The sequence below is a fragment of the Thermococcus marinus genome, from assembly GCF_055389025.1.
On record NZ_AP042417.1, the window covers coordinates 1,912,647 to 1,929,504 of the forward strand.

The 16,858-nt window shown below is 52.4% G+C and carries 24 protein-coding genes; 9 read left to right on the forward strand and 15 right to left on the reverse strand.

The window, feature by feature from the left end; all coding sequences use genetic code 11:
• Positions 1-3 precede the first annotated feature (3 nt).
• On the forward strand, positions 4-816 hold the full coding sequence (locus ACZ5ER_RS10655; protein WP_464934442.1) for a GNAT family N-acetyltransferase: 813 nt from the start codon (positions 4-6) through the stop codon (positions 814-816).
• Between the two features lie 30 nt (positions 817-846).
• On the opposite strand, the gene ACZ5ER_RS10660 is transcribed toward ACZ5ER_RS10655, so the two are convergent.
• The gene (locus tag ACZ5ER_RS10660; RefSeq protein ID WP_464934443.1) at positions 847-1,965 is read right to left on the reverse strand and encodes a beta-galactosidase; all 1,119 of its coding nucleotides are present in this window, start codon (positions 1,963-1,965) and stop codon (positions 847-849) included.
• Between the two features lie 160 nt (positions 1,966-2,125).
• Here ACZ5ER_RS10660 and ACZ5ER_RS10665 point away from each other — a divergent pair, with 160 nt between their 5' ends.
• The 3 genes from ACZ5ER_RS10665 to ACZ5ER_RS10675 are packed head-to-tail and all read left to right on the forward strand — an operon-like array spanning position 2,126 to position 3,942.
• A complete protein-coding gene (locus ACZ5ER_RS10665; protein ID WP_464934444.1) occupies positions 2,126-3,307 on the forward strand; it encodes an MFS transporter in 1,182 nt (393 codons plus the stop codon).
• A gap of 7 nt (positions 3,308-3,314) precedes the next feature.
• A complete protein-coding gene (locus tag ACZ5ER_RS10670; RefSeq protein ID WP_227738727.1) occupies positions 3,315-3,593 on the forward strand; it encodes a hypothetical protein in 279 nt (92 codons plus the stop codon).
• Positions 3,568-3,942 (forward strand): toxin-antitoxin system TumE family protein, encoded by a 375-nt coding sequence (locus tag ACZ5ER_RS10675; protein ID WP_464935212.1) that lies wholly within the window; start codon positions 3,568-3,570, stop codon positions 3,940-3,942. Before ACZ5ER_RS10670 ends, ACZ5ER_RS10675 begins: the two co-directional genes overlap by 26 nt.
• 14 nt (positions 3,943-3,956) lie before the next feature.
• Here ACZ5ER_RS10675 and ACZ5ER_RS10680 read toward each other — a convergent pair whose 3' ends face one another.
• The 11 genes from ACZ5ER_RS10680 to ACZ5ER_RS10730 all read right to left on the reverse strand — a co-directional run bounded on the left by ACZ5ER_RS10680 (position 3,957) and on the right by ACZ5ER_RS10730 (position 11,339).
• Positions 3,957-4,088 carry a hypothetical protein gene (locus ACZ5ER_RS10680; RefSeq protein ID WP_265100827.1) on the reverse strand — a complete coding sequence of 44 codons (132 nt, stop codon included), beginning with the start codon at positions 4,086-4,088 and terminating at the stop codon, positions 3,957-3,959.
• A gap of 3 nt (positions 4,089-4,091) precedes the next feature.
• The gene (locus ACZ5ER_RS10685; protein ID WP_227738728.1) at positions 4,092-4,979 is read right to left on the reverse strand and encodes an ABC transporter ATP-binding protein; all 888 of its coding nucleotides are present in this window, start codon (positions 4,977-4,979) and stop codon (positions 4,092-4,094) included.
• A gap of 9 nt (positions 4,980-4,988) precedes the next feature.
• Positions 4,989-5,657: a hypothetical protein gene (locus tag ACZ5ER_RS10690; RefSeq protein WP_050003858.1), complete on the reverse strand. Its 669-nt coding sequence runs from the start codon at positions 5,655-5,657 to the stop codon at positions 4,989-4,991.
• A 94-nt stretch (positions 5,658-5,751) separates the two neighbouring features.
• Positions 5,752-6,420 (reverse strand): hypothetical protein, encoded by a 669-nt coding sequence (locus ACZ5ER_RS10695; RefSeq protein ID WP_464934445.1) that lies wholly within the window; start codon positions 6,418-6,420, stop codon positions 5,752-5,754.
• A 22-nt stretch (positions 6,421-6,442) separates the two neighbouring features.
• A complete protein-coding gene (locus tag ACZ5ER_RS10700; protein WP_158506648.1) occupies positions 6,443-7,603 on the reverse strand; it encodes an MFS transporter in 1,161 nt (386 codons plus the stop codon).
• 63 nt (positions 7,604-7,666) lie between these two features.
• Positions 7,667-9,067, reverse strand: a complete 1,401-nt coding sequence (locus tag ACZ5ER_RS10705; RefSeq protein WP_158506649.1) for a radical SAM/SPASM domain-containing protein — start codon at positions 9,065-9,067, stop codon at positions 7,667-7,669.
• A complete protein-coding gene (locus ACZ5ER_RS10710; protein ID WP_158506650.1) occupies positions 9,012-9,149 on the reverse strand; it encodes a hypothetical protein in 138 nt (45 codons plus the stop codon). The genes ACZ5ER_RS10705 and ACZ5ER_RS10710 overlap by 56 nt, the downstream gene beginning before the upstream one ends.
• A gap of 135 nt (positions 9,150-9,284) precedes the next feature.
• Positions 9,285-9,851: a nicotinamide-nucleotide adenylyltransferase gene (locus ACZ5ER_RS10715; protein WP_464934446.1), complete on the reverse strand. Its 567-nt coding sequence runs from the start codon at positions 9,849-9,851 to the stop codon at positions 9,285-9,287.
• A gap of 15 nt (positions 9,852-9,866) precedes the next feature.
• Positions 9,867-10,274, reverse strand: a complete 408-nt coding sequence (locus tag ACZ5ER_RS10720; protein ID WP_265100828.1) for a type II toxin-antitoxin system VapC family toxin — start codon at positions 10,272-10,274, stop codon at positions 9,867-9,869.
• Between the two features lie 49 nt (positions 10,275-10,323).
• Positions 10,324-10,524 carry a hypothetical protein gene (locus ACZ5ER_RS10725; protein ID WP_050003864.1) on the reverse strand — a complete coding sequence of 67 codons (201 nt, stop codon included), beginning with the start codon at positions 10,522-10,524 and terminating at the stop codon, positions 10,324-10,326.
• Positions 10,525-10,568: 44 nt separating this feature from the next.
• On the reverse strand, positions 10,569-11,339 hold the full coding sequence (locus ACZ5ER_RS10730) for an SAM hydrolase/SAM-dependent halogenase family protein (RefSeq protein ID WP_464935213.1): 771 nt from the start codon (positions 11,337-11,339) through the stop codon (positions 10,569-10,571).
• 49 nt (positions 11,340-11,388) lie between these two features.
• Between ACZ5ER_RS10730 and ACZ5ER_RS10735 the strand changes: the two genes are divergently transcribed.
• Genes ACZ5ER_RS10735 through pgsA form a run of 3 tightly spaced genes read left to right on the forward strand, consistent with a single transcriptional unit; the run spans position 11,389 to position 14,106 of the window.
• The gene (locus ACZ5ER_RS10735; RefSeq protein WP_464934447.1) at positions 11,389-12,993 is read left to right on the forward strand and encodes a transglutaminase domain-containing protein; all 1,605 of its coding nucleotides are present in this window, start codon (positions 11,389-11,391) and stop codon (positions 12,991-12,993) included.
• The gene (locus ACZ5ER_RS10740; RefSeq protein ID WP_464934448.1) at positions 12,990-13,523 is read left to right on the forward strand and encodes a tRNA (cytidine(56)-2'-O)-methyltransferase; all 534 of its coding nucleotides are present in this window, start codon (positions 12,990-12,992) and stop codon (positions 13,521-13,523) included. The genes ACZ5ER_RS10735 and ACZ5ER_RS10740 overlap by 4 nt, the downstream gene beginning before the upstream one ends.
• 13 nt (positions 13,524-13,536) lie before the next feature.
• Complete coding sequence (pgsA, locus tag ACZ5ER_RS10745) at positions 13,537-14,106, forward strand: archaetidylinositol phosphate synthase (protein ID WP_050003868.1); 570 nt, start codon at positions 13,537-13,539, stop codon at positions 14,104-14,106.
• Positions 14,107-14,600: 494 nt separating this feature from the next.
• Here the strand turns inward: pgsA and ACZ5ER_RS10750 are convergent, their stop codons facing one another.
• On the reverse strand, positions 14,601-15,302 hold the full coding sequence (locus ACZ5ER_RS10750) for a TIGR02253 family HAD-type hydrolase (protein WP_464935214.1): 702 nt from the start codon (positions 15,300-15,302) through the stop codon (positions 14,601-14,603).
• A gap of 150 nt (positions 15,303-15,452) precedes the next feature.
• Between ACZ5ER_RS10750 and ACZ5ER_RS10755 the strand changes: the two genes are divergently transcribed.
• Positions 15,453-15,734: a hypothetical protein gene (locus tag ACZ5ER_RS10755; protein ID WP_144244863.1), complete on the forward strand. Its 282-nt coding sequence runs from the start codon at positions 15,453-15,455 to the stop codon at positions 15,732-15,734.
• Here the strand turns inward: ACZ5ER_RS10755 and ACZ5ER_RS10760 are convergent.
• Positions 15,715-16,284 (reverse strand): ASCH domain-containing protein, encoded by a 570-nt coding sequence (locus tag ACZ5ER_RS10760; RefSeq protein ID WP_050003870.1) that lies wholly within the window; start codon positions 16,282-16,284, stop codon positions 15,715-15,717. The genes ACZ5ER_RS10755 and ACZ5ER_RS10760 overlap by 20 nt on opposite strands.
• Positions 16,281-16,619, reverse strand: coding sequence for an ASCH domain-containing protein (locus ACZ5ER_RS10765; protein ID WP_050003871.1), 339 nt, complete (start codon positions 16,617-16,619; stop codon positions 16,281-16,283). The genes ACZ5ER_RS10760 and ACZ5ER_RS10765 overlap by 4 nt, the downstream gene beginning before the upstream one ends.
• Positions 16,620-16,688: 69 nt before the next feature.
• On the opposite strand from ACZ5ER_RS10765, the gene ACZ5ER_RS10770 reads away from it, so the two are divergent.
• The gene (locus tag ACZ5ER_RS10770; protein ID WP_081947251.1) at positions 16,689-16,853 is read left to right on the forward strand and encodes a class III signal peptide-containing protein; all 165 of its coding nucleotides are present in this window, start codon (positions 16,689-16,691) and stop codon (positions 16,851-16,853) included.
• Positions 16,854-16,858 lie beyond the last annotated feature (5 nt).

Consider the following 16,858-nt stretch of genomic DNA (forward strand, 5'->3'; position numbering starts at 1 on the left):
GTGATGTTCATGCTCATCCGCGAGGCAAGACCTGAGGACAGGCCGTTCATCGAGGAGATAGCGAGGCTCACCTGGGACGGCGAGGACTACCTCGCGAGGGTCTTCGACGAGTGGCTTGAAGATGGAAACTTCTACGTGCTTGAGCTGGACGGAAAGGTCATCGGCACGGCGAAGCTGACTTTTCTCCCCGGGAAGGTCGGCTGGATGGAAGGCCTCAGGGTTCACCCCGGCTACAGGGGCAGGGGCTATGGAAAGATGCTCCACGGCTTTCTGCTCGAACTCGGTGAGAGGCTCGCGAGGGAAAGGAAAATTGAAGCCCTTGAGTTCACGACTGACTTCCTTAACAAACACACCATCTCGATGGCGCAGAAAACGGGCTTCCACATCAAGGCCAAGTTCTTCAACTTCGGGGCCAAAGTGGGGGACTTTGAACCGGAAGAGCCAGAAAAAATTGAGCCGGGAATGGAAGACCTGACGCTCGGCACAATCCCAGTCGGCTGGCGCTTCGTGAAGAGAAGCGAGGAGGCGCTGGAGTGGATTAGGAAAAACGCGGACTTCTACGACCTCAACGGTCTCCGCTTCCTCGTCTCAAAGAAGGGGACGACCTTCACGCCCCTCGACGTCGGCCTGGCAACTCTCAAGGCGATGCTTCCTGCTATGGCGTGGGTGGCCCGCGAGAGGGGGAGCGAGGAGTTCAAGGTAATGCTCCCGAGCGGTGTTAAACCTCTCCTACCCGGCATTAAAAGGCTCGGGCTGTTTCTGTGGGACGAAACGGAGGAGCCGAACGTTCTGGTGTTTAGGAAGAAGTTGATTTGAGAGGTGGTTAGGAAAGGCTATTGAAACACCCTATCTGCCCAGCTCCTCGCTCAACTCTCTAAACACTTCCACCGCCTTTTTCGGCTCAAGGTCGTAGGTGTAGAGCCCTGAGTACTTGTATGGGTCGCTCTCCGGCCTGTCGGGCCCGTAGTCATGGAGGGCCGCCCAGAAAACCACCTCGGCGCCTTCGTTCAGCTCGACCACGAGCGCGTCGTGCACGTAGCGGTCAAACCCCTCCTCTCCCCGATAGCACGGCAGAATCTGGAACCTTTTGACGGGAGTGTAGCTCGTCTCCGTTATCCAGAGGGGCTTTTCGAGGCCGAATTCATGTAGAATCGCCCGGGTCTCCCGGATTTCCTGAATTATATCCTCGGGGCTCAGGAAGTTCGTGTGGATGTTCACCACGTCGAAGTTCTGCCACGCTGGAAAGTCCGGGTCGCTCAGGAGCTTCCGGAGATAGTCCTTCTCGCAGGAGGGCTCGACCTTCGAATTGGCAAGCCCCCCGAGGACGACCTTTGCATCCGGGTCTCCGGCCTTTATACCACCGTAGAAGTGGGCCAGCATCTCCGCGTAGTCATCGGCGGTCGAGCCGTCCCCGTCAGGATCTTTGAGGAAACCCCTCATGTCAGGCTCGTTCCAGAGCTCCCAGTGGGTTACCCTCCCGCGATAGTGCATGGCCAGGGCCTTTGCAAAATCGTGGAGGTATTCGTCCTTCGCCGGCGGGTAGAGGTAGTAGTCCTTCGCGTCCGGTTTTCCCGAGGCCCATTTAGGCGTGAACATCACGACGGGAAGCACGGAGAGGTTTCTCTGGAGTGCAGCGTTGATTATCCAGTCGAACTCGGTGAAGTTGTACTCCCCTGGTAAGGGCTCGGCCAGCGCCCAGATAAAGCCTATCCTCACCCACTTCGTACCCACCTTCTTTGCCGCGTCAAAAACGGCTTCCGCCCTCTCGTGGCTTATGCCCGGATCCATGTAGACTATCAGGACACCGAGGGAGCCGTTGGCACCTGGAGCGAGGGTATAGGTGGCGTTGCCCTCGCAGGGCGGAAGGTTAGGGGTTTGATTGACGAACAGCAGCGCGAAGATAACCAAAAGGACGATGAAAAATGTCGTGAGTGGGAGCAGTTTTCTCAGCACGTTGACCGCCATCCGAACTTGGGGGAACTCCATTTAAAGCTTCTTGAGAAATTAAGCCGGTGAGTGCGTTTAGCAAGCCCGCAGTCTTCATGAGAGGGCGAGCGGTGCTGGTTTACGCCAAGTGTCTGAGAAACGTTTAAAGACTCCAGTTGTAATATGAACGGGGCTTCAGATGCGCTGGAGTGAGATTCCGAGGGAAGCCAGGGCATACATGCTCTACCACACGCTCATCGCTCCCGGCCTGATAGTCTGGACACTCTTCCCGCTCTACCTCATGGAAACCGGCTATTCAATTTTGGAAGTTGGGGCGTTCTTTACAGCAGTCAACATCGCCGCAATTCCGCTAACTTACCTCTTCGGCAGGCTGTTCAACCGCTGGGACATCAAGAAGGGCCTCATCGCGATAGACATACTCGACGGCATCGCCTACGTTTTGTACGGCCTCGCAAAGGGTGCGGTTGCCCCACTCATGCTCTTTGCAGGGAGAGCAATCGAGAAGCTCTCCGCCGTTCTCTATCCCCTCTACCGCGCCTACGAGCAGGTAATCTACCCAGAGGACAAATACGAGGAAATCTTCGCCTGGCACCTCCGTCTGCCCGAGATATCGAGACTGATTACTTTTCCGATTATGGGCTACCTCCTCGGCTACGTCTATCCAGGGCCGGAGAGCTACCGCTGGGCGTTCATATTCTTCGGCCTCTTCTCGGCCGTCACGGTGGCCTACATATGGTTCTTCCTGCCCTCGGTCGGCAGGGAGGAGCGCATCAGTCAGAAGGGCTTCACGTTCAAGGCCGGTGAGTTCAAGCTCCTCCTTGCCTTTGAGGCGTTGCTGACGCTCGCCTGGTCCTTAGCTCCTGAAATCGTGCTGATTAACTACGTCATCTTCGTGCTTCATAAGACAGTCTTCGAGGTGACGCTGATAGCCTGCGCCACCAGCATTGCCTCGATAATAGGAACCTACGCCAGCGAGAGGGTTCCAAAAGAGAAAGGATTCCAGGCCATCGGCCTCGGCATGTTCATCAACGCCTTCTATGCTCTGGTCATGGCGCTCTCCCCGCCTTTCTGGGTGGCGCTGGCTGTTTATGCTCTCGGTGACTTCGGGAGCACGCTCTGGTTCCCCTTCTACCGCTCCTGGATGTTCAAGTTAATCCCGAAAGAGAAGGCCAGCGAGTTCCACGCGGTGATATCGAGCTACCGGAAGCTCCTCGGCGTATTTACGCCAGCCATAGCCGGAGCTTTAGCAAGCATTCACGCGACGTTGCCTTATGGTGCAAGTCTGGTGCTGTTTTTGATTGCCGGGGCGATGTTCTGGGTGCTGGCGAGGAAAGATATTTATCAGAAAAGGATGAAGTAAGAGTGTGATGAAGATGAGTGAAATCATTGTGTCAAAGAGGGATCTCCTAATCTATGAGAAGCTGAGGATAATTTCGGAGCTTGCCCCCATACGAGAGAGAATCAGGGCATTTGAGAGAAAGTACGGGATGACACTGAGAGAGTTTGAGGAGAAACTCAAGGATTCAGAAGAGTCCTTTGTAGCCTGGGACGACTACATCGAGTGGAAGGCTTACGTCAGAAAATTTGAGGAGCTTAAAAAGAGGCTCAAGGAGATTGAACATGCTGAGAGAGTTAGAATTGCTTGATGGTAGCCCGGTGGTCAAAAGCTACGAAATCCTTGACTACAAGGAGGGGGAGAGTTTTTATTTTCTGAAAATCAAGGCGGTTCTGGTAGATGGGAGCGCTCTTCATATCAGGGAATTCGTGTCAGAGGAGGAGTACAACTACTCATTCCAATGGCAGAGAAACGGGAACCTGATAATCAGATGGGACAACGCACCGCATCACAGGGGCATCGAAACGTTTCCACATCACAAGCACGTTGGCTCCAAGGACAACGTACAGCCTTCAAAAGAAATCTCTCTTGAAGACATCCTGGGAATTATTGAGGAGAAAATTAAACCCTCGTCCTCAGCCTCCAGCCATCTATGTTGAAACCGCCCATCTTCTCAAGGACATGAGTTATCAAAGCCTCGGCGTTCTCGGTTCCGAGTTCCCGTGAGCAAAGCCGCCTCAACGACCTCGTTTTCTTCCCAGGGCTTGAGGAACTTTCCGAGGGCGACTTCCCAGGGACGCACCACAAATCACCCCTCGTAGAGCATCGCGTAGACCTCCTCAAGGCTCGGCTCCTTTCTCTTGACCTCCTCAACCTTCAGGCCCGCCCTCACAAGGAGGGCGTTTATCTCCGATGGCTCGGCGTTCTTCAGGGCTATGTAACCCCTCACGACCTCCGGGGAATAGCCCTTCTCCCGGAGAACCGCGATGGCCCTCTCAACATCGGCCACATTCACGAGGACGGCCTCTTCCGTTGGTGCGCTCCTCCGGAATTCCTCAAGGTTTCCGGAGAAGAGAGCCCGTCCCTCGTGGATTACCGTCACGGTGTCGCAGACCTCATCGACGTCGCTGAGGATGTGCGTCGAGAAAACGATGGAGGCGTCATTCTTCCTCGCATACTCTTTCAGGAACCGCTTGAACTTAAGCCTCCACTCCGGGTCGAGGCCCCTCGTGGGCTCGTCGAGGATTAAGACTTCTGGGCTTCCGAGAAAGGCCCTCGCCATTGCTACCCTCCTCTGCGTCCCACTGGAGAGCGAGGAAACCTTTTTGTCTGTGTATTCTTCGAGCTCAAAAAACTCAAGGAGCTCCCTCAGCCCCCTCTCGTCATAAACTCCCTTCAGCAGGGCGTAGCGCCTGAGGTTGTCTCGCACTGAGAGATTGGGGTAGAGGAGGTCGTACTCGGGCAGGTAACCAATTCTCCCCCTTATTTCAGGGTTCTTGAGAGGATCAACGCCGAGGACTTCCACCCTACCGGAGTCCGGGACGAGAAGACCGAGAATCAGCCGAAAGGTCGTTGTCTTGCCTGCCCCGTTGTGGCCCAGGTATGCGTGGATCTCACCCGGCTTTACGGTTAAGCTTATCCCGCGGAGGACTTCCTTCCCGGCTATGCTCTTCCTTACGTTTTCGAGGACAATCATGCAATCACCTCAGACGAGCACCATTTTCTCGGCGAGTCTTTCTCCGAGGGGGTGAATAATCAAGTAGGAGACTGCAAGTGCGCCCATGGACATCAGGAGCGATAACACAAGTGCAATCTCCAATGAGAAGCCAACTCCAAAGTATTTGGGAATGCACGCGGGCCCAAAGTATGCCGTGAAGAAAATTATGAGCTTTGCCACGTCGAGGTACTTTGACTGAAAGAGGAGTGTTATCAGGATTATGAGGAACGTGAAGCTGAAGAGCGCCGGGACTGAGATTAGAATCCCGATGGACACCGTTGTTAATGATATTGGAGTGCCCACGTGGAGGGCTATGAACCATCCCGCGACACTTCCAACTGCAATTCCCGCGATTCCAATAATGAAGCTCGCGAGGGCTCTCATGGAGATAAACTTAACCGGATCGAATGGAAGGCTGAGGAGCACCTCGTGGATTCCAAGGAGCTTCTCTTTGGCAACCGAACCACCTAGGAAAAGGGAAATCAGGACGGCAATGGAGAAGCTCGACGTTCCGACGATTGCATCGCTCGGAAGGGGGGTCCAGCTCGCGAACATGTAAACAACCGCTACCACAGAGGGAATCCCGATGAGGTAGAATCCGAACTGCTTCGCTGTGTATTTAATCTCCTCAGGAAGTTGAGTCCATGTTAATCCCATTTTTCCACCCCCAGGGGTTTTCCCGTATTGGACAGGAGCCCAAATGGGGTTCTTTCCATCCCCGCCTTTTCTCAAAGACTATCATGGAACCACCTCACATCAGCACCATTCTCTCTACGAGGCCGTCACCCAGAGACCTCACGATTAAGATAGAAATAATAGAAATCCCCGCCGAAAGGATTAGAGACATGACCAGAGCGAGCTTCAAAGACAGAACGTTTCCGAAGTATCGCGGGACGTATAGGGGAACGATGAACGCCACAAAACCCACTGCAACCTTCACGGCGTTGAACCACGCGGACTGGAAGAGAAGCGTTGTTAGAATCACGAAGAAAGTGAAGGTGAAGAGCAGGGGCCTCGAAATCAGCAGTCCGGAGAGCATGATGGTCAACGGAACGTGGACTCCGCTGTGCCAAGCAAGGAGCAGTCCGACGAAGCTTCCCAAGAGAACTCCAATAACTTCAATGACGAATCCGGCAAGCGTTTTGAGAATAAAGAGGCGCGTGGGAGGGAACGGAAGCGAGAGGAGGAGTTCGTGAATGCCCAGGAGCTTCTCCCGGAAAACTGCCCCGCTGAAGAAGAGCGGGAACATTATGGCGAGTGAAATGCTGAATAGGCCGACGATTGTCCCGCTCGAAACGGGAAACCAGCCGGACAACCAGTAGATTGTCGCCGTTACCCAGGGGATGGAAATCAGGTTAAGCCCAATGTGCTTCGCGGTGTACTTTACTTCTTCGCGGAGCTGGGTGAAGGTTAGCTTCATTTCTTTGCCTCCGAATATTAAGTTAAGTGCTCACCATTCTAAAAACCCATATGTAAATGAGGCCAAGGAGAGCAAACACAGGTATCATAAGGGCAAAACTTCCGACGAGTCCAGAAAAATTCACCAATCTGCCAATTAGAGCGTAGAACAAGGCGCCAACCAAAGCGGAGGCGCTCATCCTCGTCGAGATTATTGTACTGCGGTACTCGTTTGGAATGACATCATTGATTAAGAGAGTGTAACCGGTGAAGTAAATCGCCTCTCCGAGGGAGTATAGAGCCAGTGCCAAGACACCTATAATTTTGGCGTGCATTCCAGCGAACAGCAGATAGGAGAGGAACATCAATGAAAGAGAAACCCTAAACAGCGGAGCGTGGGATTCCTTCTTACCCTTTCCAACCCACAAAATCAGAAATCCTGCCAATATGCCCATCACGGATTTCAGGGAGTAGAGCAAGCCAAGAGTTTCCACTTTGAGGTTAAGAACGTTGGTAAAGTATAGTTGCCACACGTATATGAAGTGTAAGTGAGGGAATGTAAAGAGCATATCCGCGATAAAAAGGTAGCGCAGAATGTGAGTGTGGATAATGAAGGAAATACCCTCCCCAACTATTGACAGGATACTCTTCCCCTTATCTCCGTAGTTTTCGTTAAGAAGGAGAACCGCAAGAAGGGCCCCGAGAAAGTTCAGGACGGCCGCGGCGTAGAAAACACTCCTCATCCCTGTGAGAGCAACGATTGTGGCAGTGATAATACCTATCAGGAGTGAATTCGCACTGTTTATCGACCTCAACAAACCGTAGGCCTTCTTGGCCTCATTCCTTTCCAAACCCCGGGTTTTGACCTCTGTGAAGTACCAAGCCTGAAGGGTCCCCGAGATGAAGGAAGAACCAAGAGCGGCAAGGGCATAGGCTGGAGCACATACGAAGAAGTTACGGAAAGCACCTATGAGTGCCATGCTGAGGCCGTAAAGGAGCAGACCGATGGCGAGGGTTTTCCTTCTTCCGTACCTGTCGGCAATTCCGCCTGTAAAAACGTCGGTTGCAAACATGACGAGAAGATAGAGCGAATACAGGTAGCCAACCTGTGAATAGCTCAGACCAAGGGCATCCTTGAAGTAAACTGTGAGAACAGGCGTTATGATGTTTCTGCTGTAAAAGATAACAACGCTAACCAGAATCATTTTCATAGAGATTGAGTTCAGCGATTTGGAAAGATGGGGAGGAAAGGGAATAGAAACACCCCCTCACTCTTCAAGCAAGTGGTATGAGTATTCTGGAAGCTCTAGTGGAAACCTGCCCGATACAAAGGGACATTTAGTTAAATCCCTCCTATTTAAGGCGTCTTCCCAGATACGTTTTAGAGGCTCTTGTCTAAGATCTCCGAGGAAAATATCCCTAACACCACTACACTGGATTACCTTTCCATCATATCTAATTCTCAAGTCCATAGTTCCAGTAGGGCAGTTATCATAATTAAATTCTGGTGTTAGAGCAGGAGCATATATGGAGATAAACGGACGATAGTCCACGGATACATCCAACTCTCTATTTGCTTTATCCACGATTTCAAAAAACTGAACTAACATTTTTGGGGTCAAAAGTGCAGGTTTATTATTAATGGCCCCTTTCCCAATTGGAAGGTAATGAAGTAGGGTTACGTGCGAAACACCCAATGAATCCAGAAGAACTAAATGATCCCATAGATTTTGAATATTGATTGTACTAACAACAGATTTGATATGCACTTCAATATTCTCACTCCTCAATAGCCTGATGTTCTCAACAATTTGATTAAATATTCTTTTAGCAATACTCAAATCGTCTAAGTTCATGTATTTCGCATAATCCATTGGATTACCATGTAAACTTACTACCACGGGCATCGGAGGCATTAGTTTCAATGCAGCTAACTGTTGCTTTATCAAGTAACCGTTAGTTATTACAGTAGAGTACATATCATATTCTCGGATTTCTCTAATTATACTATAAAACTCCTTTCTAAGAAGGGGCTCACCACCAAGCAAAACAAAGTAAAATACCTCCATGTCGCTAGCCTGCTTTATTATATTGCACATCTCGTCAAATGAGAGGTCCTTTCCCACATTTTTGTCACCATATACATAGCAGAAATTGCAAGAGAAGTTACAATTTTTAGTTATCTCCCACACCAAACGTATTGGAGATTTAGGGCGAGGTATAATAGAGCTGATTTTTGGATCCCCTATTTTTGGATAGTTCTTGGAGGAAAAGGTTTTGTTTGGATTTATACTAACCACGTACTTTCCATACTCTCCAAGTGCCAATTTAATTGCATTAAGAAAGGAATCCAGTTCCCAGTTAGAAATCCCTTTATACTCCAATGTGTTCACAAGAGCACTATAATCTAAGTTACCATACGTAATGAGATGCTCCTTTATATAGCCAGCTATTTCTAACCCCTTGTCTGTAACAACAACGGGAGCTTTTAGTTTGGGCAGGAACAGTAAACCCCCATTATTTTCTTTTCTTAATAATAACCCATCAAGATATTTGATAAATTCTTCATTTGGCATAGAAAAAATGGAAGAAAGTTTCATATAAATCCCCCTCTCAACTTTTTTCAATATGAATCTGTGGGAGCTGGAGAAATGTTCCAGCATCCTCATTGTAGTGTCCACATGCCCCAACTTTTGCAACTTTTTCCAGGACTCCCACCACATATGTAGATTCATTTACTTCGGGCTCCATAACATCACCTCCAAAGTTATGTTCAACAATATAAAACTGCAGGTAAACTTAAAAATTTTTTAAAAGCAACAATTATCAACTAAAGGTTTAAAACCAAAGAGAAAAAGGTATGAAAAAGAAAGTTACTAGAAGCGTCTAAAACTCCGGAATCCTTATCGGCGCCTGGAGCTCCTTCTCGTTCTTCTCAAGGTTGGTTGCGAGCATCTTTATCCTTTCGCAGCCCTTTATCTCCCGGATGAACTCGGCCACGCTCTTGGGCACGAGCTCCTCCCAGGGCTGCCCCTCGACCATGCGCTTCCTTATCTCGGTCGCCGAGAGGATGTCCTTCCTGAACATCGGCTGGACGATGACCTCGTAGCCCTTCTCGCGGAAAAGCTGAGCGACCAGAGAGTTCCCGGTAAAGACGACGTCGAAGCGCGGAACCATGCTCACCACGTAGGTGGCCCAGATGGCGTTGAAGTTTATGTCCGGGAGGGGAATCAAATAGTAGCGCTTCTTGGGGAACTCCGCCTCGTCAAGGGCCCTTATGAGCATCTCCATTCTCTCGCTCGTCGTGAAGGGGTTCTTGAGCGTGTGGCTTGCCTGGGCGCTTCCGATTCCTATGATGACCTCATCAACCTGCAAAAAGACGAATTCAAGCGCCTTCAGATGCCCGTTATGGACAGGCTGGAAACGGCCAACGAAGAGACCGCGTTTGACCATTGTTAATCACCTCGTTCAATCCTTTTGAATGGTTCGTTCAGTTTCAGCGAACGAATCACCAGTTATGGCCTCCACTTTCTCAGAACGGGCAGGATACAAAAAGTCCTCGTCAAGGGTTACGAGTGTCACTCCATAAAACTTCGCCGTTGAAAGGATTAGGGCATCGTTGGGAAGCATGCCGTAGTTCAGAATAAATTCAAACGCCCTCTCCTCTATCTCTTCCGTGAGGGGAAGCTCGGAAAAATTGTCCTTGAGATAGAGATAAACTTTCTCAAGCTTATCCCTGTGTTTTTCAATTTCCTTGGGATTGCCCCTAAGTGTTAGGTAACTCTTTCCAGTAACGAGCTTCAGAAAAACGAACAGGACTTCACTGAAGATTATGGGGTTTATAAACTTCGGATCGCTTTCGAGCGACTGGATCAATCGCTTTGCCGTTGGGTTGCCCTTTAAAGCCTCAATAATAACGGAGGAATCAACCAAAGAGCTCCTCATAGGCCTCCAACCTCAGCTCCTTAGCGCTCTTCTCACTCTTGACGATGCCAAAAACATCGTCCAGGGTAACCCTTGGCTTCTCTCTCCTCCCCTTCAGTGTCTTAATTATTGCCATGACCTCCCTCTCAAACAGCTTTTCCATACCGTCGGGAACTCGAACACGGAGGGTTATTTCTCCCATTTTCCCACCCGCTAAAAGTTCGTTCCGTCTCTTCAAAACACTTTCTAAACCAGCTTCACCCTGACAACATCCCCGACCTTCAGGCCGAGTTTCTCGCCCGCGTTCCCCTGGTTCACGGCAATCTCAAGGTAGTCGTGGCTTCCGGGCAGGGCCAAAAGCTCGCCGGACCCCACCTGGCCGTAGGTGTTGAGGTAAGGGATTTTAAGCCCGAAATCAGGCAGTTCAACGGCTTTCGGCCTTTCGTAGTCCTCAAGGTTGAGTATGACGTTGCCGAAGTCGTCTATGTAGATTACTTTGAGCGACCAGAGGTCGCCTTCTCTCCTCGGCTCGATGTCAAGCTTAACGAGGGAGTCGAGCGGGACTTCATTGGCAAACTCTTCGGGGTGAACCCCTTTGTCAATGAGCGCTCCGGCCGGCCCAAAAACGTCCCTGCCGTGGAAGGTAGAGCTTATTCTCCAGCCAGTGAAGCGCTTTATCCGCTCAAGGTCTATCTCCCAGGCACGCTTTGCGTTTAGGTGCTTAAGCGGGAGCGTTGCCAGACCGTTGTCCGGAACGACGAGCCACTGGTCGCCCTCGATCACAACCGCCCTCCTCTCGGTGCCGACGCCGGGGTCTATGACTCCGACGTGAACCGTCCCCTGGGGGGAGTACTTAACCACCTGCTCCATAACGAAGGAGCCCTCGATTACCGAGTGCCTCGTAACCGCGTGGGTCACGTCAACGAGCCTCGCGTCCGGGTTAATCCTTAGCATCGCCACCTTCATCTCGCCGACGTAGGGGCCCCTCAGGCCGAAGTCCGTCGTCAGCGTTATCATCGCCACCACCTAAAGCTTATTAACGGTCCAGGCTTTAAAGGGTTTGGAGATGAACGTGAGGAGAGTGGGGGTCTTTCTGGCAATTGCACTCATCGTGCTCGCATCTGGCTGTCTCGTGAAGCCGCCCGCCAAGGTCACATTCTCCATTGATAAGACCAACGTGCCACCGGGAGGGACGTTCCACATAATCGTGACCATCAACAACACCGGAAAGGTCGGCCTTGTCGGGGCAACGCTGATACTCGGCAACGACAACTTCTACATCGTCCAGGAGCCTAGGTTCCCACCCGTCCTGAAGGTCAGGGAAGCCGTCCAGCTCGTGTGGATAGTCCGCGCACCCCCTAAGCCTGGGGTGTACCCCCTTCAGGTATCCCTTGAGCTGAAAGACGAACTCAAAAGAACCTGGACTGGCTTTTACGGCCAGTTCAAGATCGCCGTTTCCAAAGAAGAAAACGTCCCTGTCAAGCTCAAGATAGACGTCAGTGCACCCGAATTCGTCAGGGGCGGAGAGAACATACCCGTGAACATCACGGTGACCAACGAACACGACCAGAGCATCGAGCTTCTCAAGGTAAGCTTCGCGCCCCTGCCGGGCATGAAGATGCTCAGCGCCCCAACTCCCCCGGCACTCATTCCGCCGAGGGAAAGCGTAACCCTCAGCTACACCTTCAAGGCACCCTATGCCTACCGCGAGGGCTTCGTCTCGGTTCTCATTCAGTACCGCATCGGGACTGCGGAAAAGAGCATGGCAAAGAGCTTCAGGGTTCACGTCATCTGGAAGCCGTGGGAAGCGACGCTCGACCAGCTAATGGAGGCCTACGGGGAGGAGTACTCATGGACTTCCAGCGGACACATCGTTGACAGGTACTGGGAAGAGAAGTACAACTCGACTTCCATATTCAACGCGACGGCGTTTAGACCCGCTACCCTCTCGATAGTGGGAGACGCGAGCTCGGAATACCATGCGGCCCTTGAGCTCTATAAATGGATTAGAACCACCTACAACTTCACGGGGACAACGAGAACGCTCAACCCGAAGGAGCTCCTCAGGCAGGATTCAATAAGCCCGCACGAAGCTCAGGTTCTGATAACCGCGATGCTCAGGTCAATAAACGTCCCAGCGAGAGTCGTGAGCATGTACGACGGCACCGACTGCACCTCCCGCCCAATCACGGAGTTCTACACCAGCGACGGCTGGTACGTGGTCGACTTCCGCCACGGATTTATCGGAACCCTGGACGAATACCTTGCCAGCCCCTACTTCCCAAGGGTTTACCAGCTCGCGACTAGGGAAGGTCAACGCCTCGTGGCGCTTAAGTACGAGGAGGGTTCCCACGGACACGTTGACATTACCAGCCAGTTCACGGCTGACCTTGAGGAGAGGCTCACGAAGGTAATAACAGACCGAGTTCGGCCCTCCCTCCGCTCCAAGTTTGACCGCATCCTGAACGGCCTCAATGGGCAGGAGAGGATTTACGCGCTCTTCCTCTTCGCAGCGGCACCGAACGATGCCAGCCTGAACTACGTACTAACGGAATGGGAGGTAGACAAAATCCAGAAAAACATAAAAGCCCTCTACGAGTTCTACCATGACCTGCCCTGGCGCGAGGACTTCACGTACTACTGGAAAATCTTCATCGGTGAGGTGCCATGATAGTAGTGCTAAGACTCGGCCACAGGCCAGAGAGGGATAAGAGGATTACCACTCACGTGGCCCTGACGGCGAGGGCCTTTGGGGCTGACAAAATAATCATAGCGGCGGAAGAGGACGAGCACGTAAGGGAGAGCGTTGAGGACGTCGTTAAGAGGTGGGGAGGCCCCTTCGAGATAGAGTTCGACCCGGGCTGGAAGAAAATCCTGAAGGAGTGGCGCGAGAAGGGTGTAATCGTCCACCTCACGATGTACGGAATCCACGTTGACGACGCGATGCCGAAGCTGAAGGAAGAGCTGAAGGCCGGAAAGAACATCCTCGTCGTGGTCGGCGCCGAGAAGGTTCCGAGAGACGTTTATGAGCTGGCCCACTACAACGTGGCAGTTGGCAACCAGCCCCACAGCGAGGTGGCGGCGCTGGCGGTTTTCCTCGACAGGCTCCTCGACGGTGAGGGCCTCAGGAAGGAGTTCGAGGGGGCGAAGCTCAAAATCATTCCGCAGGAGAGGGGGAAGAAGGTCGTCCAGCTTGAGTAAAGAGGCGGTGGAGATGGTTCTCAACAAGTACCGCGAGAACGTCAGGGGCTATCTTGAGGCAATAGTTAAACCCCTCGCAAAGGCCGGGCTCACGCCGAACACCGTGACGGTTCTCGGCCTCATTCTCAGCCTGCTCTCGGCCTATCTCTATTCCCTCCGCGAGCCGAGACTGGCCGCTTTGGTTCTCCTCATAGGCTCCCTCGTTGACGCCCTTGACGGCACTCTTGCGAGGCTCACTGGAAAGACGAGCCGCTTCGGTGCCTTCCTTGACTCGACGTTCGACAGGATAAGCGACGGGGCTGTGCTGTTCGGGATAGCCCTGGGAAGCCTCGTGGACTGGCGCGTGGCGTTTTTGACCCTCATTGGGAGCTATCTCGTGAGCTACGAGCGCTGCAGGGCCGAGTTAGCTGGCTCAGGAAAGCTCGCCGTCGGCATAGCCGAGAGGGCAGAGAGGCTGATAATACTGATGGCCTTCTCGTTCATTGGGGTTGAATACGCAAAGTACGGCGTCTACCTCGTGGGAATACTCGCCTGGATAACGGTCTTCCAGAGGTTTTACGCCGCATACCAGAGGCTTAAGTGAAGAAGTGGAAAAGGGGAATGACGAGAATTTCGCTATCTGAGGTTCCGATGAAGAGCCCTGCCGTTACCGACCCCGTTTCTCCATCATTTTTACCTCGTGAAAGCCTCGCCCTTTAGGGTGGGGATGCAGAGATTCTAAAATTCGGCATTCGAATAGAAACCTTTTTGAACTCTTGCAATGTAATAAGACCCTGAAAAGGCCATCAAAGAACAACCCGATGAGATGAGGGGTTTCACTGTGTCCTCCCTACGGTGGGAGGAAGACGCCGTTAGGCGTCTCTTCAAAAACCGCCTTCGAGCGGTTGAAAACTCTGAACGGTGGCCTCTAAACCATAACCCCAAACCGCTCTGCGCGGTAGGGGTAACGGGCCGAAGACCCGGCCCGCGGGCTGAACCGAAACCGGCAACGGGAGTAGATTATGAGCCCGCAAACCTCCCCATCAATGGCGAGAGGTTAAACCGTTGGAACCCTCGCCGTGAACGGCAGGGAGGAGGTCAGATTAGGCCCTTCACGATTTCAATGACGTCACCCAGCTTTGAAACGACGAAGTCGCAGTTGCTCCAGAGCTCCATCTTCTCGGCCTTCGGGTCAAGAAGGACGCTCACCATACCAACGTTTTTTGCCCCGACGCAGTCCTTGGCAGGGTTGTCTCCAACGTACAAAGCCTCGCCCGCCTCGACCCCGGCCTTTTCAAGGGCCAGCTGGAACGGCCTGGGGTGGGGCTTGTAGTAGCCGGCCTCCTCACTCGTGGTTATCGAGTCAAAGAGGTCATAGATGCCGAGAGCCTTCAGGTGGGCCTCTATGTAGTCGTTGTCGGAGTCGGTTATGATTCCCACGTGGAGGCCGAGGTCTTTGAGGGCCTTTAGGGTCTCAACGGCATCGGGAAAGAGCTCCCCGTACTTCTCATGCATCGCGATGCTTATCTCCCAGAAGTCCTCGGGAACTTCAAAGCCGTAGCGCCCGGCAACCCTGCGCATGGCATCGGTATCAACGTCCCTGATTTTGACGTAGGGCTTGCCGGCGAGCTCTTTGAAGAGGGCGGAGCTCTCTTTCTCGTACTCCTCCCAGACCTTCAGGTAGTCGAGGTCTTCCCGGCCTGCCCTCCTGAGGACTTCCTTCACAATGTTCTGGTGAGTGACGTTTTCACCCTTTTTCGTTATCAGCGTCCCGACAAAGTCGAAGAAGACGGCCTTCACGGTCACCACCGTTAATTCCTTTGAAGCCAGCCGTTAAAACGGTTCCCGCCGGAGAGACGAACCGTCTGCGAAAATTTTTCGAATAGTTGGAAATTTGACGGAAGAAGTTGAGAAAGGCTTTTATCGCAGGATTGCACTCTTCTTGATGGGGTGGGAAGTATCGAGGCAATACTCCTTGTCTGGGGCGTCAGGGACGAGGTTCTTGAAAAGCTCCCCGTCAGCGGGCAGTGGCTCTACGGGGAGTATGACTTCATAGCCAAGGTGGACTTTACCAGCGAGAAGGAGCTTGAGGAGTTTGAAAGGGCTCTCAGGCACCTTATTAGGAGAAACACCTTCAAGCTCATGCCCATTAAACTCTCAGCCATCAAAAGAGATGTCGAGGGAAAGGAAACGATAACACTCTTAGAGAGCGTTAAAGCTTCGGCCCCATGATTCCCTTCTTTTTCAGTTCCTCGTAGGCCCTTCTCAGTGCGTCCCTTATCAGGTAGCGCTTGTTCAGTCCGCCGAGCCGATAGGCGGCCTTCCTGAGACTACCAGTCTTGAGGAACAGTTCTATGAGCTTTCTGTCCTCCTTAGGCAAATCGAGGTACTTCAGGGCCTTCTCCGCTATCTCCACCGGCAGGTTGCCCTCGTAGGCGTAGTCCGAGCTCATCACCGGTTTGTCGAACTTCTCCACGAGACGGAAGACCACGACGTGGGCCTTTGAGTCGTCGTTGACGTACTTGTAGTGCTCCCTCAACGCCCTTATAAGCTCCTCCCTGCTCGAAAAGCCGTCGAGGAAGGCGTCTTCATCGGTGAGCTCCTTCACGGTCTTGGTCTCGACCTTCTCTACTACCGCCTTCCCCAGGGCGTAGCCGCCGGCGTGTATCAGCACGACGTCCCCTTCCTTCAGGCTCGGCCTTCTGCCCAGCCTTACGGTGGCCCTCTTCTTACCCTTCAGTATAGCGTCCGCGTAACGCCCGTCGAATTCGAGGTGCTTCATCTCCCCTCACCGACGAGCTTGAACTTTATGGCTATGACCCCGTAGCGGTTCTCCTTCCACTTGGGGTAGAGGTTGTGGAACCTCTTAACGGCCCTCTCAAAGCTCGGCTCGTCAGGGAAGATTTTCTTTATCGGCTCCTCGCGGAGCACCTGCCTAAAAGTCTCGTAGCGCTTGACTCCAGTAACCACCGCGGGAATTGAATCGTTGAAGATTATCTTGTCCCCGGGCTGAATTTTCCTGAGCTGAGGGTATGCCACACGAACCTCTATCCGCTTTTCCCCCGACTTTATGAAGTCGAGGTACTCGTCTCGAACGAACAGTCTGTAAACCTTCATTTTCGCTCCCGGAGAAAATTCGGGGAAACTTTTAAAGGCTTTGGGACGTAACCTTATCGGGAGTGAACCATGAGAAGGGCCCAGACTGCACTGGAATACCTGTTCATGCTCGCGGCGGTTCTCGTGCTCGTTTCGATAGCGGCAAAGGTAGTCCTGGACTCGGTTAAGAACCTCAACAGGGACATTACCACATACATCAAGGACGTCAGAAAGGAAATCCTTGAAAACCTGTGAGGTGA

Bases quoted from the DNA above. Each gene is read 5' to 3' on its own strand.
- ACZ5ER_RS10730 (WP_464935213.1), bottom strand. From the start codon at position 11,339: ATGATAACGCTGACGACGGACTTCGGCCTGAGGGGCCCCTACGTCGGC.
- ACZ5ER_RS10655 (WP_464934442.1), top strand. From the start codon at position 4: ATGTTCATGCTCATCCGCGAGGCAAGACCTGAGGACAGGCCGTTCATC.
- ACZ5ER_RS10740 (WP_464934448.1), top strand. From the start codon at position 12,990: ATGATAGTAGTGCTAAGACTCGGCCACAGGCCAGAGAGGGATAAGAGG.
- ACZ5ER_RS10700 (WP_158506648.1), bottom strand. From the start codon at position 7,603: ATGATTCTGGTTAGCGTTGTTATCTTTTACAGCAGAAACATCATAACG.
- ACZ5ER_RS10690 (WP_050003858.1), bottom strand. From the start codon at position 5,657: ATGGGATTAACATGGACTCAACTTCCTGAGGAGATTAAATACACAGCG.
- ACZ5ER_RS10665 (WP_464934444.1), top strand. From the start codon at position 2,126: ATGCGCTGGAGTGAGATTCCGAGGGAAGCCAGGGCATACATGCTCTAC.
- ACZ5ER_RS10660 (WP_464934443.1), bottom strand. From the start codon at position 1,965: ATGGCGGTCAACGTGCTGAGAAAACTGCTCCCACTCACGACATTTTTC.
- ACZ5ER_RS10710 (WP_158506650.1), bottom strand. From the start codon at position 9,149: ATGGAGCCCGAAGTAAATGAATCTACATATGTGGTGGGAGTCCTGGAA.
- ACZ5ER_RS10670 (WP_227738727.1), top strand. From the start codon at position 3,315: ATGAAGATGAGTGAAATCATTGTGTCAAAGAGGGATCTCCTAATCTAT.
- ACZ5ER_RS10770 (WP_081947251.1), top strand. From the start codon at position 16,689: ATGAGAAGGGCCCAGACTGCACTGGAATACCTGTTCATGCTCGCGGCG.
- ACZ5ER_RS10760 (WP_050003870.1), bottom strand. From the start codon at position 16,284: ATGAAGCACCTCGAATTCGACGGGCGTTACGCGGACGCTATACTGAAG.
- ACZ5ER_RS10715 (WP_464934446.1), bottom strand. From the start codon at position 9,851: ATGGTCAAACGCGGTCTCTTCGTTGGCCGTTTCCAGCCTGTCCATAAC.
- ACZ5ER_RS10765 (WP_050003871.1), bottom strand. From the start codon at position 16,619: ATGAAGGTTTACAGACTGTTCGTTCGAGACGAGTACCTCGACTTCATA.
- ACZ5ER_RS10735 (WP_464934447.1), top strand. From the start codon at position 11,389: ATGAACGTGAGGAGAGTGGGGGTCTTTCTGGCAATTGCACTCATCGTG.
- ACZ5ER_RS10725 (WP_050003864.1), bottom strand. From the start codon at position 10,524: ATGGGAGAAATAACCCTCCGTGTTCGAGTTCCCGACGGTATGGAAAAG.
- pgsA (WP_050003868.1), top strand. From the start codon at position 13,537: ATGGTTCTCAACAAGTACCGCGAGAACGTCAGGGGCTATCTTGAGGCA.
- ACZ5ER_RS10695 (WP_464934445.1), bottom strand. From the start codon at position 6,420: ATGAAGCTAACCTTCACCCAGCTCCGCGAAGAAGTAAAGTACACCGCG.
- ACZ5ER_RS10705 (WP_158506649.1), bottom strand. From the start codon at position 9,067: ATGAGGATGCTGGAACATTTCTCCAGCTCCCACAGATTCATATTGAAA.
- ACZ5ER_RS10675 (WP_464935212.1), top strand. From the start codon at position 3,568: ATGCTGAGAGAGTTAGAATTGCTTGATGGTAGCCCGGTGGTCAAAAGC.
- ACZ5ER_RS10685 (WP_227738728.1), bottom strand. From the start codon at position 4,979: ATGATTGTCCTCGAAAACGTAAGGAAGAGCATAGCCGGGAAGGAAGTC.